Origin of the sequence: Methanococcoides vulcani, assembly GCF_900111645.1 — an archaeon.
Classification (GTDB): domain Archaea; phylum Halobacteriota; class Methanosarcinia; order Methanosarcinales; family Methanosarcinaceae; genus Methanococcoides; species Methanococcoides vulcani.
This window is the reverse complement of the sequence record NZ_FOHQ01000007.1, coordinates 131844-158649: the sequence shown is the minus strand read 5'-3', so window position 1 is coordinate 158649 and position 26806 is coordinate 131844. Positions and strand designations below refer to the sequence as shown.

Genomic DNA, 26806 nt, shown 5'->3' with positions numbered 1-26806 from the left:
CAAATTTGGAAGTTAACTAAGAATTGTCGGAAAAGAACTCTTTGTTTAATTAGAGAGTTGTTTTCTATGCACAATAGTTGGTTAATTCATTGATAGATAAAGTCACTATCAGTCAGAATTAACCGAACTGCCACATTCAACGTCAGACCGGAAAAGCTCCGGTCTCCACTAATGATTCTGATATGGAGGTGATTGAAATTCCACACACGTTGTGCGGGATTCTCTTGATACATCCCATCGCATATATACCTTCCGAGCCGGAAGGTTTTGACACATTTTTGGACAATGTGTCGATATACATGAAATGTATGACGTTTTTCAAACTCTCAATAGATCGCGTCAGAATCGACAGCGACCAGCTCACTGAGAGCACCCCTACAACAGTAGCCTTGTATTTATACGTTGTGTGTCAAAGAGTGACACGGGTATATATGTAAGACTAATTCGATGCTTCAAACGATCGAATACTAATGCAGATTTGTGCCAACATTGCTTTTTTAGAACTAGTTATCAATGTAAGTTTACTCGCAATAATACGAAGCTGTGACATATGCAGCGATCTTTGTTCAACTCCCAAAGTATGTTGATAGAGGATATATTACCCCACCCCCACAAAATATCCCATCATACAGGAACAGAACAACTACCTCATGTAAAATGAGCATTAAACCCTGCTCAGAGAATTTTAGATGAAATATGATGACCTTGGAATTAACTCATATTCTACAGGAACAGCATCGGAATACATTTTCCGGATCATTTAACACAAATTCATGACCGTCAAATCTTCAGCTTTTTGTAATTAATAGATTCACCTTATACATCATCAAAAATGTCAGGAAATATGCAAGCACCGCCCAATATGAGTTCCACCAGTTCATATACTCCAAATAACCGCCAGAAACAAGTCCTGCTTCAAGCATTGCACCCACAACAGCAATTAGAAAGCTCGTAGACAGGGCGGTAGCCGTATCCCAGTTCCTAGGGAACAGCAGATAATAGGTCGCTCCTGCGAGGGTTGCAATGAAAAATACCTCGATCGGCACAAAGCCCAAGAAAAGAATACTGTTCTTAGTGGTCCATAGACCAAAGTAACCACCCAGGTTCTCAAAGAAAAAATCAAAGATCGCAAGATACAGGCCAAGCTTCAATGCCTCAGAGAGGTTCTTGTGCAAAAGCACCGCAAGAACGGAAAATATGCCTATTGAAAGCAAGAACAGAAAGATCCAGATACTCATTAATGCCAACATCAACTCCCCATTGATATTTATCAATGATATATTACTTAAAAAAATCGCATAGTAATGACAATAACTTGTTCAGCTATCATACTCTCGCCCTGTGATGATTAAAAGGATGCGTTGTTTGACTGCCGGCAATCTTATGAAAATAAATGGATTACTTGAACATGAGCATTAACAAGAATTGATGTTTAAAAGATAAGAAACAGATGATAGGGTTACAACCCTATAAATTATACACCAGCCGGGAATCGAACCCGGGTTCGAGCGTTGGCAACGCCCGGTGATAACCGCTACACTACTGGTGTGATATGCACTTTTTGGTGCCCAGACCCGGATTCGAACCGGGGACAACTGCCTCTTCAGGGCAGCGCTCTCCCACTGAGCTACCTGGGCTTTGGGAGCATCCAATACATATCGTTTTTTGATATAAGCTTATCGAATCGACATAATTGAAAGTTTTGTGGTGGGCCCGCGGAGAGTCGAACTCCGGACCTCCGCCATGTCAAGGCGACGTCATAACCATCTAGACCACGAGCCCAATTTGCTTGTTTGTTGTCCAGTAAGATTAAATCCTGAACAACGCTTCTGTTTCGTATTTGCTTCAAACCATGCTGCCCGAAGCAAACTCCTATAACCGATTTAAGGTATAAAAACTTTGTCACTAAACGGGACTTTGGGTACTATTTCACCCAGGATACGAAAACACGGGCTTTTAGTAATTTTCAGCATCAATAGACGTTATTTGAGGGTTATCACCACAAACTGGACATTTCGGATTCTTGTTCACAGTAATCTCATCGAACCTCATTCCGAGGGCATCGTAGTAGATCATGCGCCCTACCAGCGGCTTCCCAAGACGGGAAATGTACTTCACAACCTCTGTTGCCTGCATGGTCCCGATCACTCCGGGAAGGATACCCATAACCCCGGCAGTCCTTGCAGCATCAGTAGATGGGGAAGTGGAGAAGATGCAGCGATAGCATGGACCTTCATGAGGAAGAATGGTCATGACCTGACCCTCGAACATAAAGATGCTGCCGTGGAATAGAGGTTTGTTGTGCAACACACATGCATCGTTCAGGAGATAGCGGGTAGCAAAATTGTCAGAGCAGTCCACAACAACATCGTAATCACTGATCAGTTCTTCAACATTACCAGGCTCCATGCGCATTTTATAAGCTACGACTGTAACATCGGGATTCAAACGTTCTACAAATTCCTTTGCCGACTCTACTTTTGGCTTGCCAAGGTTCCCACCGTGGATCACCTGGCGCTGTAGATTGCTTATTTCCACAACATCGTCATCGATAATACCAAGAGTTCCAATGCCTGCTGCAGCCAGATACTGTATCACAGGAGAGCCAAGTCCGCCTGAGCCCACACAGAGAACACGCGACTCCAGCAACAGCTTTTGCCCTTCCTCACCCATAGACTTCATAATGATGTGCTTTGCATACCTTTCCTTTTGATCAGAAGTTAATTTCATAAATCTAATATATACCTATAAAATCTTATAAATAGACCGGAGATGGAAAAGGGATTTGTCACGGTTTATAATTGTAATGAAAAACAGTTATATATAGGAACTCTATTTAGTGAGGAGACATGGATTCATTTAATGCAATAACGGTAGCCATATTCCTGCCGTTCATATTTGCCGGGCTTATACCTGTCATGGAAAAGCTATTAAAGCAACGCGTGGGCTGGTTTGCAGCAGCCACAGCCCTTGCATCCTTCATACTCATCGGCCTGGCAGCACCGGAAGTACTTGGGGAAGGACATATAGTCCAGGGTTCAATATCATGGATACCCTCTGCAGGAGTTAACTTTGCGATCTATGCAGACGGACTCGCAATGCTTATCGGATTTATTGCATCCGGTATTGGCGTACTTATCATGTCCTACTCCAATGGATACATGTCCCAGAAAGAGGACCTGAAAAGATACTACCAGTATTTGCTTCTCTTTATGGGATCCATGATCGGAATGGTCTTTTCCGCAAATACGATACAATTGTTCATCTTCTGGGAACTTACCAGCATCACATCTTTCATGCTTATCGGATATTGGAGGCACAAGCCCGAATCCATCTATGGTGCCACCAAATCCCTTCTTATCACCGCTGCCGGTGGACTTGCAATGCTTGCAGGTTTCCTGCTATTGCGTACTATCACAGGCTCTTTCGACCTTGCAGCCATACTGAGTGATCCACAGGTTATCAATGCGGTCAAGGAGCACGAATTATTCCTGATAACACTTATACTCATATTGATCGGTGCAGCAGCAAAGTCTGCACAGGGTCCTTTCTACATATGGCTTCCAAACGCAATGGAAGCCCCAACCCCAGTCAGTGCGTTCCTGCACTCAGCAACAATGGTCAAAGCAGGCATCTATCTCGTTGCAAGGATACACCCGATCTTCTCAGGAACAGATGCATGGTTCATCCTGGTAAGCGGCATAGGTATCCTGACCATGCTGGTAGCCGGATTCCTTGCCTTCAGGCAAACCGACATTAAAGGTATCCTGGCATATTCCACCATAAGTCAGCTGGCCTACATGATGACCATGTATGGTTACACCACACATCACGAACCAGGCATCGGAGTGGCAGCAGCAACATTCCATCTCCTGAACCACGCAACGTTCAAAGCCTGTCTTTTCCTTGTCGCAGGTATCGTTGCACATGAAGCAGCCACGCGTGACATACGAAAGCTTGGAGGATTACGGCGGGAGATGCCGATAACATTCATCGTGGCTAGCATTGCCGCCCTTTCAATGGCAGGCGTACCACCACTTAACGGTTTCCTGAGCAAAGAGATGTTCTATGAATCATCCCTTGAGATGGGAGCACTCCTTGGAGGCGGATTCACATTCCTGATCCCTGCCTGCGCAGTGCTTGGTGGTGTGTTCACCTTCGCCTACTCTATTAAACTAATTGACGGGATATTCCTTGGAGAACGCTCAAAAGAGCATCTCCCGGAACATATCCACGAACCACCACTCACAATGCTGATACCACCGGCGTTCCTGGCATTGCTTGTGATAGTGTTCGGACTTGTTCCATCCCTGCCGGTACACACCATAATTGAACCAACCGTATCAGGCATCCTGCTGGAAACAGCACATCTGCATGTAAAGCTCTGGCATGGTTTCACAACATCCCTTATGATGACCATTGTCACCTTCATACTGGGTATCCTTATATACTTCAGATACGACAGGATCGCTGCCTTGCAGGATAATTTCAATGCAAGGTTCCCATGGATCAGCGTTAATTACTACTATGACGATGCAGTGGATTCTGCAAAAGGAAGAGCATTCAAATTCTCCACTATCACACAGCCAGGAAACATCAAATACTACATGACCGCAATGCTGCTGCTCATGATAACAGTAGTAGCAATTCCTGTTATTACCCTTGCTACCAACATTGTACCTTCTACTTTGAACTTTGACATCGCCCCATATGAAGCAATACTACTACTATTGCTAATTGTGGCAGCTTTGGCATCAGCAGTTCTCCCGAAATACCTGCCATCCATCATTGCACTATCTGCACTTGGATATGGCGTGAGCCTGCTTTTCATCTACCTGAAAGCACCGGACCTTGCCCTGACACAGGTACTGGTGGAAACACTATCCACCATAATCTTCCTGCTTGCGATCACAAAAATACCGCAGAAGTACAGGGAGAAGATCCCTAAATCGGTCCTTTTCAGGGACCTCGCAATATCCCTGGCAGTTGCAGCAAGCGTATTTGTCGTATTGCTCAATGCAACACAGGGAATAGTGGCACCATTTGAATCCCTGTCCCACTACTTCATTGAGAACAGCCTTCCGCTTGCAGGAGGGCACAACATAGTCAATGTGATCATCGTGGATTTCAGAGGTTATGATACCCTTGGAGAAATATCAGTACTCTGTCTTGCAGCACTCGGAGTATACAACCTGATACACAGCCGAGGTGAGGAACAATGACCACAATAATAACCAAAACAATAACAAAAGTTTGCATCCCCCTGGTTATCCTGTTCTCCATATCCCTGCTACTCGCAGGTCATAACAACCCCGGAGGAGGATTTATCGGAGGCGTGATGTTCGCGTCGGTCATTGCACTGATGTACGTAGTATTCGGACTGAAATATGTAAAAACATTCTTCAACCCCGACTGGGCCAAATGGTTCGGATTCGGACTCACACTGGCATCCCTGACCGCATTTGCAGCAATGTTCTTCGGACATAACTTCTTCAGGAGTGCTGTGGAGTTCGTCCACCTTCCGTTGTTCGGGGAAATCGAACTCGTATCTGCCGGTCTCTTTGACATCGGCGTTTATTTCGTAGTGATAGGATCACTGCTATTCATCTTCAAGAACGTAGGTGATGACAATGAATAATACATTACTTACCATTACGATCTCACTCCTCTTCGGCATAGGCACATTCCTTATGCTAAGAAGGGACATCATAAAGGTCATAATCGGACTATCCGTCTTATCCCATGCAGTGAACCTCCTCATTGTCTCGACTGGAATATTCGATGGCACCAAAGTGCCCATCATTACCGGCTCCGGACATGAAGGCGAAGCATCCGGTATAATATTCAACGATAATCTTGCCGATGGAGTTCTGGCACCTGTGGTTTCCGCTTCAACACATGTTGATTTCGTTGACCCGCTTGTTCAGGCACTTGTACTCACAGCCATCGTGATAAGCCTTGCAACAACAGCATTCATACTGATCCTTGCATACAGGATCTATGAAGAATATGGGACCACTGACATACGTGAGCTCAGGAGGCTGTGGGGATGATCGCAGAAATGTCACACCTGCCTATAATACTGATAGCTGTGCCCATACTCATGGCAGCTCTCATGCTCTTTTTGCGTTCCAATGAAGGAGTGCAGAAAGGATTGAACATTACAGTATCATTCGTTATGATGGCACTCAGCTTCGTGCTCCTCTGGCAGGTCTGGAACGGAGGCATCCAGGTCTATGAAGTCGGAGAATGGGGCAAATACGGGATCATACTTGTGGCTGACCTCTTAAGTTCAGGAATGGTAGTGCTAAGCTCACTGGTATCTTTCCTTGCACTTCTCTACTCACTGGACTACATCGAAGGCAAGTCCTTGAATTCCAGTTACCATTCACTCTTCAACCTGCTTGTAGCCGGTCTTAACGGAACTTTCCTGACCGGGGACATCTTCAACATGTTCGTATTCTTTGAGATACTCCTGTTGTCCTCCTGCGCACTCGTGGTCGCGAACGAGAAAGGAGGTGTCACAAAGAGTTCCGACAAGATGGAAGCCACATTCAAATACCTTGTACTGAACATGATCGGCTCCATTGTGATGCTTATAGCAGTAGCCTCCCTTTACGCCACCGTAGGAACTCTCAACATGGCAGATCTTTCGGTCAAGATCAGTGCAATGAGCGCTGCCGGCACCCTGCCATGGCATATATTCGCCATTGCATTGCTTTTCATCGTAGTCTTCGGGAACAAGGCAGCAATATTCCCGATGCACTACTGGCTTCCCGATGTGCACCCCACTGCACCATCACCCATCAGTGCAATGCTTAGCGGAGTCATGATAAAGGTCGGTGCTTACGGCATGCTCAGGGTTTTCTTCCTGATCTTCAGGGATGCACTGTTCCTGTTCCAGCCTATCATAATATTCCTGGCACTTGCAACGATCATCATCGGAGCAGTATCTGCTGTCGGACAGAAGGACGTAAAAAGACTGCTGGCATATTCCAGTGTCAGCCAGATAGGATATGTTTTCCTTGGAATTGGTTTCGGCACAGTCCATGCACTCGCAGCAGCCCTTGTGTTCCTTGTGAACCATGCAATTGCAAAATCAATGTTGTTCCTTACTTCAGGAGGCATCATCCACCATGCCGGAACCAGGGACATGACAAAAATGGGCGGTATGATCAAGACAACACCAGTAATGAGCGTGGCTTTCCTGATAGGTGCCATGTCCATTGCAGGACTCCCACCAATGGGCGGATTCATTGCAAAGTTCGTGCTCTTTGACGCAGGACTTCTTGCAGAGTATTACATACCCATTGCGATCGCCCTGTTCTTTGCAGTCTTCACCCTGTTCTACATGTTCAGGGCATGGCTCCTGATGTTCTGGGGAGAGATAAGGGATGTTGAAAAATACGGGGAATACTCCTCACACAAATCTTCCTACATGATAACAATACCCATAATAACACTTGCAGCACTGGCTTTTATCTTTGGTATCTATGCTGAACCGCTGATAGCTCTATCACAGGCAATAGCAGAACAACTGATCGATCCGCAACCATATATCGATGCAGTGATGACGAGGGTGGTAAGATGAAACGATATCTCATTTATTCAATAGCTCTTGGACTGATCTGGTGCTTTGTCCATGGAACAATAACTCCCACCAACTTCCTGGTGGGACTGGTACTTGGACCTTTCGTGATATACCCCTTCAGGGAACTGTATGATTTCACCAGAAAGAAGACATACATCAACACAGTAAGAAAGATACCGCACCAACTGAAGTTCCTGTCAGTACTTCTTATAGAGATCATAAAAGCGAACATCATGGTCGCAAAGATCGTACTTAGTCCAAAGATGGACATCAAACCAGGAATAGTTGCAGTACCCATACGCACGGTGACAGATACAGGCATAACAGCCATAGCCAACACCATCACCCTCACTCCCGGAACACTTACACTTGATGTGTCCGATGACAGGAAAGTGCTCTATGTGCATGCTATCGATGCATCTGATCCGCAGGGAGTCCGCGATTCCATCAGGGACGATCTGGAAAAATATGTACTGGAGGCATTCGAATGAACTCATTACTACTGGACATTTCATTGACATTCATGATAATCGCAATCATACCATGCATTTATAGGATCATCAAAGGACCGACAATACCTGACCGTGTGATCGCTGTGGATGCCATGACAACAGTTATCGTTGCTGTGCTTGGTATTTACTCATACGTACAGGGCTCTGTATTCTTCATGGATGTAGCCCTTGTACTTGCAGTCATTTCCTTTATCGGGACTATTACTATATCCAAATACCTTGATGAGGGGGTGGTCTTTTGACAACCATAGACATTGCACTGGATATCGCAAGCACTATCCTGCTGATCATCGGGGTCTTCTTCGTATTCCTTGGTATGGTCGGACTCCTCCGCCTGCCTGATGTTTATAACAGGCTTCATGCCACCACAAAGATCGGTACTCTCGGAACATTTGGAGTGATGATGAGCATACTTGCAAAGGTAGGTTTTAGCCCCATGGGAGTAAAGGCCATAACAGTTGGCCTCTTCCTGTTCCTAACCGCACCAATTGCAGCCCATATGATCGGAAGGGCAGCTCACAGGCATGGTGTCGGTCTTTGTAAAGGATCCGTCATCGACGAGTACGGCCAGGACCATAAAAAATGAACATGGTGCCTGCGTACAACTTAAAAGTCAAGTCACAGTATAGTATCCAATAGAATGAACATGAAGAACAGGACGTTGGTCTTTAAGAGCGGTGATGAGGACTTTGAAGCAGGTCTTTTAAAGGCTGCTGATATCATCCGGACAGGAGGTACTGTTGCCTTCCCAACAGAAACCGTATATGGTCTCGGTGCCGATGCATTGAACGCTGATGCAGTGCACAAGATATTCAAAGCAAAAGGCAGACCTGCCGACAATCCCCTCATCGTCCATATCGCGAATATAGACCAGTGTTCTAAGCTTGCAGAAGAGATACCTGCAGATGCCATAAAACTCATGGAAACATTTTGGCCGGGTCCACTTACACTTATCTTGAAGGCAAAGGATGTTGTACCTGATGTTACTACCGGTGGACTTAACACCGTGGGCCTGAGGATGCCAGACAACCCTGTAGCTCTTGAACTTATCCGAAGATCAGATACGCCGTTAGCTGCACCCAGTGCCAACACATCCGGAAGTCCAAGTCCCACAACTGCTGAGCATGTTATTCACGACCTTGATGGAAAGATAGATGCCATCCTGGACGGCGGGCCGGCAGATATCGGGCTTGAATCCACTGTTGTTGATATGACCGACAAGGTGCCTACCATATTACGCCCGGGCCACGTTAGTGCTGAAGATATTAGGAAATGTGTTGGTGATGTACGCATTGGATACAGGGACAGGACACTTGAAGAGGGTGAGGTCGCACGCTCACCAGGCATGAAATACACTCACTACTCACCAAAAACGAAGGTCATTCTTATCGAAGGTAACATTAAAGATGTCCACAAAGCAATGACTGAGATTGTGTCTGACTGTCATCGGGAAGGAGGAAGGGTAGGACTTTTTGTGACCGAGGAAACTGCGAAAGTGGTCAATGCAGATGAAATATGCTCTCTTGGAAAAAGGAACATACCATCTCAGGCAGCCCGTAGTATATTTATGGGTCTGCGACATCTTGATGATAAGGAAATAGATCTCATCATCGTCGATGGGACGCTGAAAAAGGAAGGTATCGGAACAGCAGTCTTTAACCGATTGAGAAAAGCAGCTGATAGGATAATCAACGTATAAACGGAAGGGATCCATTGAAAACAGAGAAAAAAGAATACAATGTCGCAAGACAAGAATATTTTGAGATCACAAAAAGGAACAGGAAGCTTGCTAAAATAGACATGCTGATCCTTGGTACCGGTCTTTTGCTCAAATATGTTGATAAAGCTGACATCGGACAACATTTTATGGTGTTCGGTATGATTCTTCTTCTATACGTATTCGGATCCAACATGATGGCAAAATCAGACCTGCGAAAATCCGAACCTAAATAAAAAAAGAAATATTGAAAATGCTAACAGATCGTATCTGTTAGTGATATTATTTGTGATATGATGGGAGGTCATAATACCCCCATATCCATTCACATACCGAATTTTTTCATCATTTTTTGCATGTTGAACTTACCACCACGAAGTCCTTTCATTGCATTTTGCATCATCTTATGATACTTCAAAAGCTCACGCACGTCCTCGGGACCGCTGCCTGAACCCATTGAGATCCTTTTGATCCTGGAACTTCCGATAAGCCTTGGGTTAAGCAACTCTTCCTCGGTCATGGAATCCATCAGGACACGGTAACGCCCCATCTTATCCTCGGTAACCTTGTAGGCATCATCAGAAAGTTTCACACCCATACCACCCATAGGCAGCATCTGCATGATCTGCTTCATTGGACCGATCTTGTTCATGGCCTCAAGCTGGGAGTACATATCCTTAAGGGTGAAACGACCCCTCATCATGGCTTCCATGTCAATGTCTTCTTCGGTAAGTGCCTCCTCGGCCTTTTCAATAAGGGATTTAATATCACCCATTCCCAGAAGTCGGGAAATGAACCTGTCCGGCTCGAACTTCTCAAGGTCATCCGGAGTCTCACCTACACCAATAAATGCAATGGATGAATTAGTTTCAGAAACTGCAGACAGTGCACCACCACCCTTGGCGGTACCGTCCAGTTTAGAGATCACAACACCTGAGATCCCAACCGAATCATTGAATGCCTTTGCCTGTTCACTCGCCTGCTGACCAATAGCACCGTCAAGTACAAGCAATTTATAATCAGGCTGTGCGACCTCGTGGATCTGCTCCATCTCATCGATGAGATCCGCTTCCAGCGAGTGTCTGCCAGCTGTATCCACAATAAGGACATCGTTCTTTTCAAGTTCCTTCAGGCCTCTTTCCACAATGCCAACTGCATCCGGATTGCCTTCTTCACCGTAGAAAGGCACATTCAGTTTTTCACAAAGGGTCCTGAGCTGCTGGAATGCACCCGGACGGAAGGTATCAGCACAAACAACAGCGGGTTTCAGGCCTTTCCTCTGGAAATAGCGTGAAAGCTTTGAGGTCGTAGTTGTCTTACCACTACCCTGCAGACCGACCATCATAATCTTCTGCGGCTTTAACGGAATATCTGCACTCTTGCCTACAATATTGATAAGTTCCTGATAGACGATCCTGATGACATGTTCACGTGGATTCATGCCTGAAGGAACTTCCTCCTTCAATGCACGCTCCTTTATGTGATTGGACATCTTCATAACAAGCTTGACATTGACATCTGCCTGAAGTAATGCCCTCTGTATATCTTTTACAACCTCATTGACCGTTTTCTCATCTATACGGCCGGCGCCAACCAGTTTTTTTAGTGCATCCTGCAGGGAGCTGCCGAGTTTGTCCATTACCATTTAAGAATCATCCTGTATAATTTTCATATGAAAGTAGTAAATATTAAATTGACCTGACACAAAAACGCCATCTTTATTTAATAACCTTTTGAAAAAAAGGCCTCTAAGAACAAGAAAAACACATAGAAAGCTCTTGTCTGAATAAATATCAAAAGGAAAGAATATAGCGGGGGATGGATTCGAACCATCGGTCTACGGGTTATGAGCCCGTCGGGATCTCCTGGCTACCCCACCCCGCTTCAGAGTGAGTATTCACGCTTGCAGCCTCTCTAACGAAGTGATGGTACATAAAGGTTGCCAACGCATCAAAGATGAACGATCAAAGATCAAAGTCCATTCATAGTTCAATAATAAGGCTCGAAGAACAGAGAAATCCCTTATCAGAATAACATCATCATAATAGAATCTGAAGAATAATATCTGAATAAATACCAAAAGGAAAGAATATAGCGGGGGATGGATTCGAACCATCGGTCTACGGGTTATGAGCCCGTCGGGATCTCCTGGCTACCCCACCCCGCTTCAGAGTGAGTATTCACGCTTGTAGCCCTTCTAACGGGGTGATGGTAGATAAAGTTTGCGCATATCACGCATCCGCGGCGATATTTTCGCCATATTTACAAAAAATACAATGATCAAAAATAAGTTCATGCCATAAATCTTTAAATATATCACAACCAATAGGAGAATTGGTGAATAGATGCCACACAAATGTACCCGATGCGAAAAAATATTTGAAGACGGGGCCGAGGTAATTCTAAGCGGCTGTCCGAACTGTGGATGGAACAAATTCCTCTACGTCAAGGACATGGAACCAAAAGCAGACATCGAAGATACTGTTGATGAAGAGTTGCCTGAAAAGGAAGAGACAGAAATAACCAATCCCGCAGATCAGTTCATCAGGGAAATAGATGACATCATCGGCATCGAGCATCAGGAAAGAGAGGTTGTTGAGGAAGAAGGAGAACGTGTGGAATCCGTCAGGATACTTGGACCGGGATCCTATGAACTGAACCTTAGCTCACTTCTTGAGCGTGACGAAATTGTGATGGCGATAAAACAGGATGGAACATACGCAGTTGACCTCTCATCTGCATTCCGCAAGAAAAGGAAAAAAAACTGAATGATGCATTCGCATTCACATTCACATTTTATACTTTAGTCTGTTTACTTTAGTATGCATTTTTTGGACATTACAACTTAATTTCTGAAAGCCGGGGAGCGGATGACAGAACTTCATGAACGATTCTGGGAGATCGACCTTCTAAGAGGTATAGCCATTATAATGATGGTTGGTTTTCATCTATTATACGACATCAACTGCCTGGGCGCCTATGATATCAACCTCGCCTCCGGACCAGGATTCATGGCAGGAAGGCTCAGTGCAATACTGTTCATAATGATCGCAGGCATCTCGCTGTCCCTTAGTTATTCCAGAAAGCGGAAAATATACGACCCGGAATCCGGATTCCTCAAATATACCAAAAGAGGTCTGAAGATATTTCTCTGGGGAATGATCATAACTGCCGGCAGCTACATTTTCCTCAGGGACGGCGTGATCGTATTTGGCATACTCCACTTCATTGGAATTGCCATCATCCTTGCATACCCATTCCTGAGATATAAGGCAGCAAACCTCATGCTGGCTATACCTGTTATTGCCATAGGATCGTGGATGCAGACCTTTGCCATAGGAGGTACATGGCTTTTCTGGATAGGACTCCGACCGGACGGATTCCATTCATATGATTACTTCCCCCTTTTCCCGTGGTCCGGAGTTTTACTCCTCGGGATCTTTCTGGGAAATTCCCTTTATCCAAACTACAACCGGACACCCCCGATATCCAGGATACCGAACATTTCAGACCTGTTGCCTGTCAAAACTCTATGTTACATGGGAAAAAGGTCATTGCTGATCTATTTGTTGCATCAGCCGCTACTTGTGATATTACTGTACGTCGCAGGTATTACAGACCTGAACCAGCTTCACCCATAAATTAAATAAAATCAGTAAGTCGTGTTTGCTTTTCATCCATTTTGTCAAGCTTAGTAACACCAATACCCACCAGCCGAAGCTTGCCCCTGCCTCTGAATTCCTGAAGTAGCATCTTTGAAGTCCTTTTGATGGTAGAAAGGTCACTTGAATAAGCACCCAAGGTCTTTGCCCTTGTGTATGTTGTGAAGTCTTCAAGTCTTACTTTTATGGTAACGGTCTTGAACAGGTATTTCTTTTTCAAAAGGGAAGCATGCACATTCTCTGAAAGGGTATCGATCACATTTTCCACATGATCCATATCAGAAGTGTCCCGGTCAAAGGTATCTTCCTTGCTGATCGATTTTACATCTCCCCTCTCTATGACACTTCGATCATCCACACCATTTGCAAGCTGGTGCATCACAAGGCCGAACTTACCGAAACATTCACGCAGAGCCTGCACATTGTATCCTGCCAGATCACCAATGGTTCGGATCCCGATCCCGTTAAGCAAGGAAGAGGTCTTTTTCCCTACGCCTGATACCCTTGAAACATCCAGTGGAAACAGGAAACTTCTCACATCTTCCGGTCTTACCACGGTCAACCCATCGGGTTTCTGGTAATCGGAAGCTATCTTTGCAATGGACTTGTTAGGAGCTACACCTATAGAGCATGTGATCCCTTCCTGGAGATGGACCTCTTCCTTGATCTTCAATGCCAGATCTGCCGCGGCATCAAAATCCGATACCACTTCGCTCATATCAAGATAGGCCTCATCCACACTAACCTGCTGGAACTTAGAAGAATAGCTCCTCAGGACATCCATTATACTTGCGGAGACCTTTTTGTAAAGGGGCATATTCACACGCAGATAGACAGCATCGGGACAAAGACGGTAGGCTTTTGAGATAGCCATAGCTGAATGTATCCCATATTTACGTGCCTCATAGGAGCAGGTGCTAACGACACCCCTGCCTTCCCCGTTCATTGGATCAGAACCCACAACTACAGGCAGCCCCTTTAGCTTCGTGTCTGCTGCGGCCTCTACGGATGAATAGAAGCTGTCCATATCTACATGGAAGATTATCTTAATGTTTTTCACCAGCCAAGCTCATGAGTGGCATTATTAAAAATGTTTATGGACATTACCAGGAACACACTTATTAGCTACCCAAATACCATTACTGCTCAAATATCATTGAGCCTGGCAAAGGATTTTATGCATGGAATGTATGAAGATGAGTAAGATATCGACATAAGTATCAAGAAGATCCGGAAGGTTAAAATGTACCAATACATAGCCATCGCAGCATATTGTGTAGTCCTTTTCCTGACCCTGCGAGATATCAGGATATTCCGTCGCACAAGGTTGCCATCATACAGGAAAGGCGCACTCAAAGGGCTAGTGGCATCTACCGTGATACTTGCAGGCATCATCCTCGTAGGCATGAATGCCGAACTTGGACTGGTAATTGTGTTCATAGGCCTCTATATAAATCGCAAAGGAGTGCGCGAGAATGTTTTCAATGATGCTACCACTCAGGAGCGTCTTTTGGGGAAAACGGACATAGAGTAAGTACATGCAAGCAGATAAAGAGCTGGAAAATGTACTCTCAATCCAAAAGATATAAATGTAAAGGTTTTCTATTATGGCGATAATCTTAATCATATCTATCTAAATTATACTGGAGATATATAATGGGAAATATTAGACAGACAAACATCAAGAACATTACATTTCGCCTGATCGACAACCACGGAGACGTATTCACAACAGACTTTGACCAGAACAAGCTTCTCGTTTCACAGTACACAACAATCGAGAGCAAGGTCATCAGAAACCGTGTCGCAGGCTACGTTACACGCAAGATCACACACCCAAAGAAGATCTAACTTCGGGAAGTGGATCTTTATGTTCGAAGGAGTATTACCTGCTATTATAACTCCTTTCACAAAAGCTGACACCATAGACAAGACAGGTCTACAGCAGAATATCGAATTTGTCGAAAATGGTGGGGTTTCCGGAATTGCCGCCTGCGGGACAACTGGCGAATCAGCCACATTGTCCACAGCGGAACACATGGAACTTATTGATATCGCAGTTGATTGTGCAAAGGTGCCTATTCTTGCCGGAACCGGTTCTAACAACACGGCAGAGGCAATAGAGCTGACAAAGCATGCAGAAGATGCGGGAGCAGCTGGCGCTCTTGTAATATCTCCTTATTATAATAAACCGAACAAAGCAGGACTTATTGCTCATTTTAAGGCTATCGCAGACGCTGTGGAAATGCCCATCGTCCTTTACAACGTACCATCACGCACAAGTCAGGACATGCCACTTGATGCCATCATCGAACTTGCAAAAGTGGATAATATCGTTGCTATTAAGGAAGCCAGTGGCGATCTGGACAAGGTTTCACAGATCATCGAGAATACAATGGATGAGGACTTTAACGTCATATCCGGCGATGATGGCCTGACCATGCCCATAACGTGCCTTGGCGGAAGCGGGGTTATCTCCGTGGTCGCAAACGTTGTACCGGAAAGGATGGTCAAACTGGTAAATGCCACCAATGAAGGTGACATGAAAACAGCAAGACAGATCCACTACGAGATAGCACCACTTATACGTGCATTGTTCACGGAAACAAATCCGGTCCCTGTCAAACGTGCAGTAGAGCTTATCGGACTTAATACAGGTCATCTGAGATTGCCTCTTGCACCTATCAGCAGTGAGAATGAACAGAACCTTATCGATTGCCTGAAAGGACTTGGGTGTATCTGATGATCAACGCAGCAGTTACCGGTGCTTCAGGAAGGATGGGGAAACTCCTCATCGAGAACATAATCAAGATGGAAGGGATCCAGCTTTCTGCTGCCTTCGACCTTGCGAATATCGGCAAGGATGCCGGAGAGGTCGCCCAAGTAGGAAAGCTTGATGTTCCGATCTCCGATGTTGCTGATATGGCAACCGTTCTCAAAGAATCAAAAACGAATGTAGTAATCGACTTTACCATTGCCAATGCAACTGCTGCAAACGCACCTGTAGTAGCAGAAGCAGGTGTTGATCTTGTAATTGGAACTACCGGTTTTAGCCCGGAACAACGTTCCCTTATTGAGGATGCAGTTATCAAAAACAACACAACTGCAATAATCTCACCAAATTATTCTGTGGGTGTTAATGTATTTTTCAAGATACTGCAGGAAACTGCAAAATACCTTTCAGAATATGACATAGAGATAATCGAAGCCCACCACAACCAGAAAAAGGATGCACCCAGCGGCACCGCAATGAGGGCAGCTGAAGTTATTAGTGAAACACTGGGTGGAAAGGATTTCGTGTATGGACGCGAAGGTCTCGCCCCAAGGGAAAAAGAGATCGGCATACACGCAGTACGCGGTGGAGATATCGTAGGTGATCACACGGTTCTCTTTGCCGGTGGCAGTGAACGCATAGAGATTAAGCATCAGGCCCATTCCAGAAATGCATTTGCATCAGGAGCTGTAATATCAGCTATCTGGATAGCAAACGCAGAACCAGGCATCTATACAATGGATGATATCTTGGGATTCTAACTCTTTTTTAAGCTGAATTAATTCTTCATATTAACCTCATTTACAATTGTATTGAGGGTTCTATTCCGACATTGATTTTTAGAGAATTCGAGAATGTATCGAAAAAGTTCAATAAAAAAAGAACAGAAAGATCAGAGAAGGTGATCCCCGATACCTTCTGAAATTGTTCTTTCACAATATGAACAACGAAGAGTTATCTTTCGTCCATCCGGCTTAACAGTAAATCTGGATGTGACAGGTTCGTTACTGTTGGAAATACAATTTGGATTTATGCATTTCACCACACCACTCACCTTTTCCGGAATGTGTACATGCGTCTTTTCCGATACTTCAAAATTCCTGATGATATTGATAGTAGCATTCGGTGCGATCAGGGATATCCTGTCAACCTCTTCTACATTCAGTTCCCTGCCTTCGATCTTGACGACATCTTTTATCCCATGCACACTCGGAGCATTGATCAGTACACTCACAACACCTGAAGAGGGGTTGGGAATATTAAGGATATTAAGCACATTCAGTGCCTGTCCCGCAGTAATGTGATCGATAACCGTTCCATTCCTTATTGGATGTACCCGGATCTCCGGGATAGGAGTTTCTTCCAGACTCATTCCAATGCCCCCATGACAAGTGCAAGTAATGCCATCCTTACCGGAACACCATAGAAAGACTGCTTAAAGTAACAGGCATGGGGCGTGTCGTCAACCCTTGGGTCGATCTCATTTGTCCTTGGAAGAGGATGCATGACCTTAAGCTCCGGTTTTGCTTTTTCCAGAAGCTCAGGAGTTATCTGAAGGCTGTTAGCAACTTTACGATACTCAGCAGGATCCGGGAAACGTTCCTTCTGTATCCTTGTAGCATAAAGCACATCCACATCCGTGATGGCCTCTTCGATCGAATCGGTTTCCCTGACCTTTATGTTGTGGCTCTTGAGGTCATCTACTATCTCAGCAGGCATACGGAGCTCTTTCGGAGACACCAGTGTGATCTCAGCCCCGTAAAGGGAAAGAGCATAGCACAATGAATGTACAGTCCTACCATACTTCAGATCACCTGCAAGGGCTATCTTCAACCCCTCAAGATGACTTTCCCGCCTAATGGTATAAAGATCAAGGAATGTCTGCGTAGGATGATGACCTGCACCATCACCAGCATTGATAATAGGAACCGATGAGAACTCCGAAGCAAGCTGGGCAGCGCCCTCTTTATTATGCCGCAGTACAATAGCATTGGAATAGCCTTGCACAACACGGATAGTATCAGCAAGTGTTTCACCTTTTGCAATGGAACTTGCATCAACAGAACCAAGGCTTAGAACATCCCCTCCAAGACGCATCATTGCGGTCTCAAAGGACATGCGTGTCCTAGTACTGGGTTCAAAGAACATGACAGCCAACACTTTACCTTTCAGCAGATCTGACTTCGATTTGCTGCTTGCTATTGGTTCAAGTTTTTCAGCAGTATCAAGGATATGATCGATCATATCCCGTGAAAAGGATTTCATAGAAATGATATGAAGGTCTTTGAATGTCATTCATAGAGAAAAGAATTGCATGAAATATAATATTTGCCTATGAGAAAAGGGAACGTAAAAAGAAAAGCAAACATTTCACGATAACAATCAAAGATCATTCTTCAAGCTCAGCTATGAAATTCATCCAGCTCTTTGCATCCTTAAGTTTGCACTTTTCAGCTTCTTCCTGATACTTTTTCATGCGTTCGGGACCGGAAAGCTCTTCAAGGTCCTTAAGGTCCATTATGGCACGCAGAAGTCCTGCGGTCCTGTCAAAAACTTCTTTGGCCTGATCAAGGGTCATATCGGTTCTCTCAAGGTAATTTTCACAAGACTTTGCTTTTTTCCTGAGAGCAACGATACAGTGATCAATATGTTCCCTATCTTCCTCGGTCAGCTTCGGTTTATTGATAAGCTTCCATGTGATCTCATGTAGTTGTATCTTTTTGCCTTCGATCTCAACCTCATCAGGTATTCTCTCACCACACCAGAACAAGTGCCTGTGAAGTCGGGCTAAAAGCTTTGCACGCTGATCTTTGGTTATTAGCTGATCTCCCACCATACTCACCAGATCTATATTGCCGAATAAAATACCATCAATTTTTAAGTATTATAACCATATACCCGGTTAGATTTATACTTATTCAGGTATACTACGTTATTAAACTCCAAAAGGGTGATCATATTAATACAATAATTCAGGTAGCACTTGACCTGCTGGAGATCGACCGAGCCATACAGATCGCAAGAGAAGCGGTCCAGGGAGGCGCTAACTGGATCGAAGCAGGAACTCCACTTATCAAAAGCGAAGGGATGAATGCTGTCCGGCAGCTCAAAAAGGAATTTCCCGACCACGCCATCCTTGCTGATATGAAAATTGCAGATACCGGTGCATTTGAAGTGGAGATGGCCGCCAAAGCTGGTGCAGATATTGTAATGTTGCTCGGTAATGCAGACGATTCTACGGTCAAGGATGCAGTCAGATCTGCACGAAAATACGGTGTCAAACTTATGGCTGACCTGATCATCGTAGAAGACCCCGTTACCAGGGCACAAGAGCTGGAAAAGATGGGGATTGACTATATCAACATGCATGCCGGGATAGACCAGCAGATGACCGGAAAGGACCCTACCCCCTTGCTCGAAAGAATCGTGAAGGTAGTCAATATACCAGTAGCAGCTGCAGGCGGACTTGATGCCATCACATCTGCACAAGCAACCAAAGCAGGCGCAAGTATTGTCATTGTCGGAGGGAATATCACACAATCAGATGATGTGACAGAGTCTGCAAAAAAGATACGTGAAAGTGTTGATGCCATTGAGATCCCTGAATTTAAACGCCAGACACTGGAACAGGAAACCAGGAAGTTACTATCAGAGGTTTCCACACCAAATATCTCAGATGCCATGCATCGAAAAGGTGCGATGAAGAACATCCATTCCATGGTAGCCGACAAAAAGATGGTCGGCACAGCTGTCACAGTACAGACCTTCGAAGGGGACTGGGCAAAAAGTGTTGAGGCCATCGAGGTCGCAGGAGAGGGAGATGTCATTGTGATCTACAACGGAAGTCACCATATTGCACCATGGGGCGGGCTTGCCACACTCAGTTGTCTGAACAAAGGAATTGCAGGTATCGTCATTGATGGTGCTGTAAGGGACATTGATGAGATCAGAAGGATAGGACTGCCCGTATTTGCAACCAGCAACGTCCCTAATGCAGGAGATCCAAAAGGTTTCGGAGAGATCAATGCCACTATCAACTGCGGGTCACAGGTCGTCAACCCCGGAGATTACATCGTAGGTGATGACAACGGAGTTGTTGTGATTGAAAAGGAGCGAGCATATGAGATAGCAAGGCGTGCAAAAGAGGTTGAGAAGAACGAGAAACGCCTGTACGAGGAGATCAAACGTGGAAGCACGCTTTCCGAGGTCCTTAAACTTAAGAAATGGGAGAAAATGTGAATGATCGAACTACTTAAAGTGCTTGTCTGCGCTCCCTTCCTTATCTATGCCTGCTACTCTGATATCAAGACACGAAGAGTGACAAACAGCCTCTGGCCCAAGATGCTTGGAGCAGGTGCCATATTCATGATATATGATGCTTTCAGATACGGCATACCCTATATAAAATGGACAGCCATTTCCTTCATACTGATCTTTACATTCGTTTATATATTGTTCTACATGAATGCCTTTGGAGGCGCCGATGCGAAGGTCCTGATGGTGATCTCCCTTATATTGCCAATATATCCTGCAATGGAACTATTCGGCAGACAATTGCCAATTTACGGGATACCACCGCTTAACCTTTTCACATTTAGTGTCTTTGGCAATTCAGTTATCCTGACAATAATAGTACCCATAGGATTGTTCCTTTACAACATTACCCAGCCTTCATTGAAAGAGACCCTGAAGAAACCACATTACATGTTCGTTGGATACAGATGTCAGGTTTCAAAGCTGGACAAACCACACATAAGGCTTATGGAAAGCTTCGAGGAAGTTGACAGTGGGATCAGGAAAAAATTCACAACCGCAGGCACAAAGCTTGATGAGGATGTCATCTCCAAAATGAAAGAGTATGCAGAAAAAGGTCTTATTGATGAAAGGGTATGGGTCACACCCGGCCTGCCATTTATGATACCCATAACTGCAGGGTTCATAGCAGCAGTGATATATGGGGATCTTATTTTCCAGCTTACCCTAAACTTCCTGCTGTGATGAAACTTACTTTGACCCTTTTAAATAGCGGGCTATCTCTTCCAGGAAAACCGGCCCGTATTTTTTCAATTTGAACTCACCCACACCAGTAATGTCCAGGAACTCCTCATTCTTTAGGGGATATTTTGCTGCCATCTGGCGAAGGCTGGTGTCCGCAAAGATGATGTAGGGAGGGACATCTTCGTCCTCCGCGAGCTGTTTTCGCAATTTCTTAAGCCTGTCGAACAGACCTTTATCAGGACGTGATATCGGAGTAGGTACCCTCTTTGGTTTTTTAGGAGCAGGCGATCTTTTTGGCCCGGTATTCCTGACTTTCGGAGTTTTCACATCAACAGCACCAGACGGGCGTGTCAGGTAGACCTCGCCGCCTGCAAGTATTTCGCGACTCTTTTTGTTCAGGCTTAAGAGAGGATAGCGTGCTCCTTTCACGTCAAGATAACCAAGACGGACCATCTCCCTTGCCATATCAAGCCACTCGGATTTGCTGTACCCGTCACCAGTGCCATGGCTTTTGAGCCTGTCATGCTTATAACTTTTTATCTTCTTTGCCATGGAACCTGAAATAATGTCCACTATGTGGGTCATCCCGAAACGTTCATTGACCTCATCCACACAGGATAACAGTGTTCGTGCGGCATCCGAAGCATCAAAGGTATCACGTGGCTTAAGGCAGACATCGCATCCGCCGCAATTATCGGATTCCAGTTTCTCTCCGAAATAACCTAACAAGACCTTCCTGCGGCATGTCGTGCTTTCACAATAATCGATCATTCCCCGAAGCTTCACAGTTGCAATATCACGCTCGGACTTTTTCGACATCTGATCGATGAAGTACTTGATCTTGTACCAATCACCACGACTGAAATACAGGATACACTCACATTCAAGACCATCACGACCGCCCCTTCCGGTCTCCTGATAATAGCCTTCAATGTTCTTGGGAAGATCATAATGAATGACAAATCTAACATTCGGTTTGTCAATACCCATTCCAAATGCCACTGTTGCCACAATAATGTCAACATCATCTCTTATGAAACGTTCCTGATGTTCATGTCTTTTTGAATCAGACAGACCTGCATGATAAGGCAATGTATGAAAACCTTCATTGTTGAGCTTTCTGGAAAGGGATTCTACACTCTTTCGGCTGTTGCAGTAGATAATACCGGAATTCCCAGCCTGACCTTGAATATAGTTGACCAGGTTTCCATATGAATCCTTTTTTGGCCTTATTTCATAGGAAAGATTGCTTCGGTTGAAGCTCGCCACATAGACAGAAGGAGACTTTAAGTTCAACAGCTTGATCGTATCATCTTTGACCTTTGGAGTAGCAGTCGCCGTCAGGCCAATGACAGGAACATCAGGGAACTTCTCTTTCAGGAATCCCATTCGACGGTATTCTGGTCTGAAGTCATGGCCCCATTGTGAAATGCAATGTGCTTCATCAATAGCGAATAAACTGACATTAACGTAGCTGAGAAGATCCATTGTACTTTTCATGCAAAGCCTTTCAGGTGCAACATAAAGTATCTTCATATGACCATCAAGGATAGCACGAGTGGTCTCCTGAACCTCACGGTAGCTCAATGTGCTGTTAAGATAAGCTGCAGCAATCCCATTACTAACCAGACCATCCACCTGATCTTTCATAAGGGATATCAGAGGGGATACGACGATCGCAAGACCATCCATCATCAGCGCAGGGATCTGATAACAAATAGACTTCCCGCCCCCGGTAGGCATCAGTACGAATGTGTCCTTTTTGTTAAGGACGTCACTAATGATATCCTCCTGAAGGGGGCGGAATTCGCTGTAGCCGAAATATTTCTGGAGTGTCCTGTGCATGTAAATACCGATGATCATCTAATGTTTACTCTACTAAAGAAGTTACAGATATTTAAGAGCAGACCATGCGGGGTGAAAGTGATCCACGTATTTTCGTAATATGAAAACGAATGGACACAAAAGATGCAAAATATAAAAAATAGGGTCTGATGCATTTAATTAAAATGTTTTATATTGCATCCAATGTTCCATCGATACTATTAAAACCAACAAACATATTAAAGCACAGCATTATTTAAGAAATTAGTATAAACTAATGTTGATCATCATCACATCATAACCGGAGTTCATTTTCATGGTAAAAGTCGAGAAATTCATACCAAAAGCCATAGACAGGATAAAAGAAAAAGCCAAAGGAAAGACGATCGTAGGACTTTCCGGCGGAGTCGACAGCTCGGTCTGTGCAATACTTGCACACCGTGCCATCGGTAATCTGTTCATACCGATCTACGTTGACACAGGCCTTATGAGAAAAGGTGAGACCGAGGTCATCAAGGAGATATTCTCAGACATGAACCTTCAGGTAGTCGATGCCAAGGACCGTTTTCTTGAAGCACTGGTGGGAGTTAAGGACCCTGAGGAAAAAAGGAAGATCGTCGGTGAGACATTCATCCGCATTTTTGAAGAAGAGGCACGCGAACTCGAAGCAGAATACCTTATTCAGGGAACCATCTATCCGGATAAGATCGAATCTGAAGGCGGCATTAAATCCCACCACAATGTTGGAGGACTTCCTGAGCAGATCGATTTCAAGCATATCATCGAACCTATAGATGACCTGTACAAGGATGAAGTACGTGAGGTCGCAAGGGCACTTGAATTGCCAGAAGAGATCTGCGAGAGGATGCCATTCCCGGGACCAGGACTTTCTGTGAGGATAATCGGAGAGGTTACCGAGGAGAAAGTGGACGTGGTGCGCGAGGCAAATGCCATCGTTGAGGAAGAACTGCTTGAACAGTTCAAACCATGGCAGACCTTTGCTGCTGTTGTCGGCAAGGGAACCGGTGTCAAAGGTGACGTCCGGGTACATGGCTGGATAGTCGCAGTCCGTGCAGTAGGCTCAAGGGATGGTATGACCGCAGAAGCACTTGAGCTTCCATGGGAAGTACTCAAAAGAATCGAAACAAGGATCTCCGGCGAGATACCATCTGTTGCCAGAGTACTCTACGACCTGTCACCAAAACCACCTGCAACAATCGAGTTCGAATAATGTCACTCAACAAAGCCGTACTGGAGATACGCAACCGCCAGCGTATAAAGCCATCATCTAATGAGTATCCTGCTGCCGTCTGGAGAAGCACTGACCACTTCAACGGAGAAACAGCGGATACGCTGACAATCATCTTCAAGACATCAGGATGCTGGTGGGGAAAGGCGGGAGGCTGTACTATGTGTGGCTTTGTCTATGATAGCGCAAAGATCCCCCCAAAACCTGAAGAACTTGAGAAGCAGCTTGAGAATGCCATGCAGAAAGGTGAAAGACTTGAGCGCTTCATGGTCAAGATATTCACTTCAGGCAGTTTCCTCGATGAGAAAGAGATACCGGTTGAGACAAGAGCTAACATCCTGGGAAAGCTGGCAACTGATGAGCGTGTGTTCAAAGTGATCGTTGAAAGCCGACCGGAATTCGTCACAGACGATATCCTGAAGTCCTGCATTGATGCTCTTGGAGATACACCATTTGAGGTCGCTATCGGGCTTGAAACAAGTTCTGACGACATCCGCAAGAATTCTATAAACAAGGGATTCAAGTTCACTGATTATACCAATGCAGCAACCGTGGCCAGAAACAATGGAGTAAACATGAAAGCTTACCTGTTGTTAAAACCACTGTTCCTCTCGGAAAAGGAAGCATTGGAAGATATCGTGAAGACCATCGATGACGTCGCAGAACATGCACAGACAATTTCCATCAACCTGTGCAATGTGCAGAACGGTACTTATGTGGAACATCTATGGCAAAGAGGTCAATACAGGCCACCATGGCTATGGAGCATTGTCGAGATACTCCAGCGAACTAAACAAAAACATCCAGAACTTGTGATCACTTCAGATCCTGTAGGTGCAGGCTCAAAGCGCGGTCCGCATAACTGTAAGAAATGTAGCAGGGATGTATCGGATGCTGTACATCTTTATTCCAGAACTCAGGACTTGAGTGTACTTGAAGGACTCAACTGTGAATGCAAAGAGCTATGGAAGAAAGTTCTTGAGCTGGACGGTCTTACCTATGGAAGCCCCATATTGGACTAAGATATCAACGCTAAAAAGTAAAAGAGAGAAGAACACAGAAGGACACGCTTATTCCGTGTCCTGATATACCATTGTGCCAATTCCCTGATCTGTGAAAAGCTCGAGCAGGACTGAGTGGGACACACTGCCATCTATTATGTGGACGCGCTCCACGCCGCCAAGTACGCTTGCTCCGGCACTCCTCATTTTAGGGATCATTCCACCACTGATAATGCCTTCTTCTATCAAGGACTCCACTTCATCCACACTGATGCGGGAGATACGGCTGGATCTGTCCGACTGGTCCCTGAGGACTCCCGGGACATCCGTCATTAATATCAATTTCTTTGCGTGCAAGGCATCTGCAAGGTCACCTGCGACCGTATCCGCATTAATGTTCAATGCATTCCCTTCCGCATCCATTGCGATCGGCGAGATAACAGGAATATAATCATTAGCTGTGACAATGTTAATAAGTTCCGGATTGATTATCTCGGTTTCCCCGACCCAGCCCAGGTCCACATCATGCTCGACATTTTCGATCATAATTCGCTGGGTGGGCTTTTTCCTGGCCAGTATCATCTTGCCGTCCTTTCCTGAAAGGCCTACACCCTTTCCACCATGTTTTCCGATCAGGGACACTATCTTCGTATTGATGTTGCCCACAAGGACCATGCGTGCGATCTCCATGGTCTCATCATCAGTGATCCTTAATCCGCCTACGAATTCAGGTTTCTTCCCCATGCGCTCCATTTTTTCAGTGATCTCAGGACCACCGCCATGAACAATGACCGGATGGATACCCACAAAACGCAAAAGGACAACATCCTGCATGATGTCGTTCATAACAGAAGGATTGACCATTGCATGCCCCCCAACCTTGATCACCATTACAGAATTATGGAAATCCCGGATATATGGAAGGGCCTCGATCAGAACGTGCTCTCTTTTTCTCGTCATATGGATACAATAATGGAGTCCAGTTTATAAAGCTTTTTGAGATAGGAACAGCCCTACCCTTAGAATACCATAAAGGCTATGGATAAACGGAGAACGAAAAGAAAAATAAAAAGAAACAGATCAATTATCTCAAAAAGTAGAATGTGTAGAGTCCGTAAATGGACCCTCACCAATAAATGTAAGAAGATTAGATACTGTCCAGTTTGACAATACCTGGCTTCTGTTTCTTGACGAATGGCTTGTTGATCTTGTCAGGCATCCAGTCAGGTTTGTTCTTTGGTGCAGCTACCATTTGCTTCCAGCCAAGGAACACGTGTACTTTCTTAGTGCCACGCTCACGAAGCATGATCTTTTCTGGCTTGGATTTGGTACCCTTGCCCCGGTTAGCAACTTTAAGAGCTGCCTGACGTGGCTGTTTACCGGTGAATACGCCATGTTCTTTACCCTTACTGTCTCGTAACACAAAGTTTCTTGTTTCAGACATTTTATCACCTTACTTACCCGTTATCGGTTATATGT

General features: G+C 45.0%; 29 protein-coding genes and 5 tRNA genes. 19 read left to right on the top strand and 15 right to left on the bottom strand.

Going from position 1 to position 26806, the window contains the following annotated elements; all coding sequences use genetic code 11:
* Positions 1-788 precede the first annotated feature (788 nt).
* From BMX02_RS10560 to BMX02_RS10540, 5 genes are all read right to left on the bottom strand, one after another.
* The gene (locus BMX02_RS10560; RefSeq protein ID WP_091690633.1) at positions 789-1250 is read right to left on the bottom strand and encodes a hypothetical protein; all 462 of its coding nucleotides are present in this window, start codon (positions 1248-1250) and stop codon (positions 789-791) included.
* Between the two features lie 227 nt (positions 1251-1477).
* A tRNA-Gly gene (locus BMX02_RS10555) sits at positions 1478-1549 on the bottom strand.
* 13 nt (positions 1550-1562) lie between these two features.
* Positions 1563-1637, bottom strand: a tRNA-Phe gene (locus BMX02_RS10550).
* Between the two features lie 68 nt (positions 1638-1705).
* A tRNA-Val gene (locus BMX02_RS10545) sits at positions 1706-1782 on the bottom strand.
* Positions 1783-1956: 174 nt separating this feature from the next.
* A complete protein-coding gene (locus tag BMX02_RS10540) occupies positions 1957-2730 on the bottom strand; it encodes a HesA/MoeB/ThiF family protein (protein ID WP_091690632.1) in 774 nt (257 codons plus the stop codon).
* Positions 2731-2849: 119 nt separating this feature from the next.
* Between BMX02_RS10540 and mbhE the strand changes: the two genes are divergently transcribed.
* From mbhE to BMX02_RS10495, 9 genes are read left to right on the top strand one after another with little or no spacing between them, the layout of a single operon-like run.
* Complete coding sequence (gene mbhE, locus BMX02_RS10535) at positions 2850-5222, top strand: hydrogen gas-evolving membrane-bound hydrogenase subunit E (RefSeq protein WP_091690631.1); 2373 nt, start codon at positions 2850-2852, stop codon at positions 5220-5222.
* Positions 5219-5638: a monovalent cation/H+ antiporter subunit B gene (locus tag BMX02_RS10530; protein WP_091690630.1), complete on the top strand. Its 420-nt coding sequence runs from the start codon at positions 5219-5221 to the stop codon at positions 5636-5638. The genes mbhE and BMX02_RS10530 overlap by 4 nt, the downstream gene beginning before the upstream one ends.
* On the top strand, positions 5631-6053 hold the full coding sequence (locus BMX02_RS10525; protein WP_048193323.1) for an NADH-quinone oxidoreductase subunit K: 423 nt from the start codon (positions 5631-5633) through the stop codon (positions 6051-6053). Before BMX02_RS10530 ends, BMX02_RS10525 begins: the two co-directional genes overlap by 8 nt.
* A complete protein-coding gene (locus BMX02_RS10520; RefSeq protein ID WP_091690629.1) occupies positions 6050-7591 on the top strand; it encodes an NADH-quinone oxidoreductase subunit M in 1542 nt (513 codons plus the stop codon). The genes BMX02_RS10525 and BMX02_RS10520 overlap by 4 nt, the downstream gene beginning before the upstream one ends.
* Positions 7588-8082 (top strand): Na+/H+ antiporter subunit E, encoded by a 495-nt coding sequence (locus BMX02_RS10515; protein WP_091690628.1) that lies wholly within the window; start codon positions 7588-7590, stop codon positions 8080-8082. Before BMX02_RS10520 ends, BMX02_RS10515 begins: the two co-directional genes overlap by 4 nt.
* Positions 8079-8345: a cation:proton antiporter gene (locus tag BMX02_RS10510; RefSeq protein WP_091690627.1), complete on the top strand. Its 267-nt coding sequence runs from the start codon at positions 8079-8081 to the stop codon at positions 8343-8345. The genes BMX02_RS10515 and BMX02_RS10510 overlap by 4 nt, the downstream gene beginning before the upstream one ends.
* Positions 8342-8689: a monovalent cation/H(+) antiporter subunit G gene (gene mnhG, locus BMX02_RS10505; protein WP_280176537.1), complete on the top strand. Its 348-nt coding sequence runs from the start codon at positions 8342-8344 to the stop codon at positions 8687-8689. Before BMX02_RS10510 ends, mnhG begins: the two co-directional genes overlap by 4 nt.
* Before the next feature lie 60 nt (positions 8690-8749).
* The gene (locus BMX02_RS10500) at positions 8750-9802 is read left to right on the top strand and encodes an L-threonylcarbamoyladenylate synthase (protein WP_091690649.1); all 1053 of its coding nucleotides are present in this window, start codon (positions 8750-8752) and stop codon (positions 9800-9802) included.
* A gap of 14 nt (positions 9803-9816) precedes the next feature.
* On the top strand, positions 9817-10056 hold the full coding sequence (locus BMX02_RS10495) for a hypothetical protein (protein ID WP_091690626.1): 240 nt from the start codon (positions 9817-9819) through the stop codon (positions 10054-10056).
* A gap of 89 nt (positions 10057-10145) precedes the next feature.
* Here the strand turns inward: BMX02_RS10495 and BMX02_RS10490 are convergent, their stop codons facing one another.
* The 3 genes from BMX02_RS10490 to BMX02_RS10480 form a co-directional block, all read right to left on the bottom strand.
* Positions 10146-11465 carry a signal recognition particle protein Srp54 gene (locus BMX02_RS10490; RefSeq protein ID WP_091690625.1) on the bottom strand — a complete coding sequence of 440 codons (1320 nt, stop codon included), beginning with the start codon at positions 11463-11465 and terminating at the stop codon, positions 10146-10148.
* 164 nt (positions 11466-11629) lie between these two features.
* A tRNA-Met gene (locus tag BMX02_RS10485) sits at positions 11630-11704 on the bottom strand.
* A gap of 208 nt (positions 11705-11912) precedes the next feature.
* Positions 11913-11987 (bottom strand) — tRNA-Met (locus BMX02_RS10480).
* Between the two features lie 178 nt (positions 11988-12165).
* Between BMX02_RS10480 and BMX02_RS10475 the strand changes: the two genes are divergently transcribed.
* A complete protein-coding gene (locus BMX02_RS10475) occupies positions 12166-12588 on the top strand; it encodes a Zn-ribbon domain-containing protein (protein WP_091690624.1) in 423 nt (140 codons plus the stop codon).
* Positions 12589-12690: 102 nt separating this feature from the next.
* On the top strand, positions 12691-13461 hold the full coding sequence (locus tag BMX02_RS10470; protein ID WP_091690623.1) for a heparan-alpha-glucosaminide N-acetyltransferase: 771 nt from the start codon (positions 12691-12693) through the stop codon (positions 13459-13461).
* A gap of 1 nt (position 13462) precedes the next feature.
* Here BMX02_RS10470 and dinB read toward each other — a convergent pair whose 3' ends face one another.
* Positions 13463-14542: a DNA polymerase IV gene (gene dinB / locus BMX02_RS10465; protein WP_280176536.1), complete on the bottom strand. Its 1080-nt coding sequence runs from the start codon at positions 14540-14542 to the stop codon at positions 13463-13465.
* A gap of 183 nt (positions 14543-14725) precedes the next feature.
* Between dinB and BMX02_RS10460 the strand changes: the two genes are divergently transcribed.
* The 4 genes from BMX02_RS10460 (at position 14726) to dapB (ending at position 17016) form a co-directional block, all read left to right on the top strand.
* Complete coding sequence (locus BMX02_RS10460; protein ID WP_091690622.1) at positions 14726-15016, top strand: hypothetical protein; 291 nt, start codon at positions 14726-14728, stop codon at positions 15014-15016.
* A gap of 122 nt (positions 15017-15138) precedes the next feature.
* The gene (locus tag BMX02_RS10455; RefSeq protein ID WP_091690621.1) at positions 15139-15333 is read left to right on the top strand and encodes a 30S ribosomal protein S17e; all 195 of its coding nucleotides are present in this window, start codon (positions 15139-15141) and stop codon (positions 15331-15333) included.
* A gap of 19 nt (positions 15334-15352) precedes the next feature.
* Positions 15353-16225, top strand: a complete 873-nt coding sequence (dapA, locus tag BMX02_RS10450; RefSeq protein ID WP_091690620.1) for a 4-hydroxy-tetrahydrodipicolinate synthase — start codon at positions 15353-15355, stop codon at positions 16223-16225.
* Positions 16225-17016 carry a 4-hydroxy-tetrahydrodipicolinate reductase gene (gene dapB / locus BMX02_RS10445; protein ID WP_091690619.1) on the top strand — a complete coding sequence of 264 codons (792 nt, stop codon included), beginning with the start codon at positions 16225-16227 and terminating at the stop codon, positions 17014-17016. The genes dapA and dapB overlap by 1 nt, the downstream gene beginning before the upstream one ends.
* Before the next feature lie 131 nt (positions 17017-17147).
* Here the strand turns inward: dapB and pyrI are convergent, their stop codons facing one another.
* From pyrI to BMX02_RS10430, 3 genes are all read right to left on the bottom strand, one after another.
* Positions 17148-17627: an aspartate carbamoyltransferase regulatory subunit gene (gene pyrI, locus BMX02_RS10440; protein ID WP_091690618.1), complete on the bottom strand. Its 480-nt coding sequence runs from the start codon at positions 17625-17627 to the stop codon at positions 17148-17150.
* A complete protein-coding gene (pyrB, locus tag BMX02_RS10435; RefSeq protein ID WP_091690617.1) occupies positions 17624-18550 on the bottom strand; it encodes an aspartate carbamoyltransferase in 927 nt (308 codons plus the stop codon). The genes pyrI and pyrB overlap by 4 nt, the downstream gene beginning before the upstream one ends.
* A gap of 94 nt (positions 18551-18644) precedes the next feature.
* Entirely contained in the window at positions 18645-19088 is a 444-nt protein-coding gene (locus BMX02_RS10430) for a DUF5788 family protein (RefSeq protein ID WP_135644133.1), read from the bottom strand.
* Between BMX02_RS10430 and hxlA the strand changes: the two genes are divergently transcribed.
* On the top strand, positions 19052-20494 hold the full coding sequence (hxlA, locus tag BMX02_RS10425) for a 3-hexulose-6-phosphate synthase (RefSeq protein WP_394328889.1): 1443 nt from the start codon (positions 19052-19054) through the stop codon (positions 20492-20494). The genes BMX02_RS10430 and hxlA overlap by 37 nt on opposite strands.
* On the top strand, positions 20495-21253 hold the full coding sequence (locus tag BMX02_RS10420) for an A24 family peptidase C-terminal domain-containing protein (RefSeq protein ID WP_091690615.1): 759 nt from the start codon (positions 20495-20497) through the stop codon (positions 21251-21253).
* 6 nt (positions 21254-21259) lie between these two features.
* Here the strand turns inward: BMX02_RS10420 and recQ are convergent, their stop codons facing one another.
* Positions 21260-23116, bottom strand: a complete 1857-nt coding sequence (gene recQ / locus BMX02_RS10415; RefSeq protein WP_244625302.1) for a DNA helicase RecQ — start codon at positions 23114-23116, stop codon at positions 21260-21262.
* Between the two features lie 277 nt (positions 23117-23393).
* On the opposite strand from recQ, the gene guaA reads away from it, so the two are divergent.
* Positions 23394-24308: a glutamine-hydrolyzing GMP synthase gene (gene guaA, locus BMX02_RS10410; RefSeq protein ID WP_091690614.1), complete on the top strand. Its 915-nt coding sequence runs from the start codon at positions 23394-23396 to the stop codon at positions 24306-24308.
* A complete protein-coding gene (locus BMX02_RS10405; protein WP_091690613.1) occupies positions 24308-25348 on the top strand; it encodes an archaeosine biosynthesis radical SAM protein RaSEA in 1041 nt (346 codons plus the stop codon). The genes guaA and BMX02_RS10405 overlap by 1 nt, the downstream gene beginning before the upstream one ends.
* 48 nt (positions 25349-25396) lie before the next feature.
* Here the strand turns inward: BMX02_RS10405 and argB are convergent, their stop codons facing one another.
* Together argB and BMX02_RS10395 are read right to left on the bottom strand one after the other, a co-directional pair.
* Positions 25397-26287 carry an acetylglutamate kinase gene (gene argB / locus BMX02_RS10400; protein ID WP_091690612.1) on the bottom strand — a complete coding sequence of 297 codons (891 nt, stop codon included), beginning with the start codon at positions 26285-26287 and terminating at the stop codon, positions 25397-25399.
* Positions 26288-26474: 187 nt separating this feature from the next.
* Positions 26475-26771, bottom strand: coding sequence for a non-histone chromosomal MC1 family protein (locus BMX02_RS10395; RefSeq protein ID WP_091690611.1), 297 nt, complete (start codon positions 26769-26771; stop codon positions 26475-26477).
* Positions 26772-26806 lie beyond the last annotated feature (35 nt).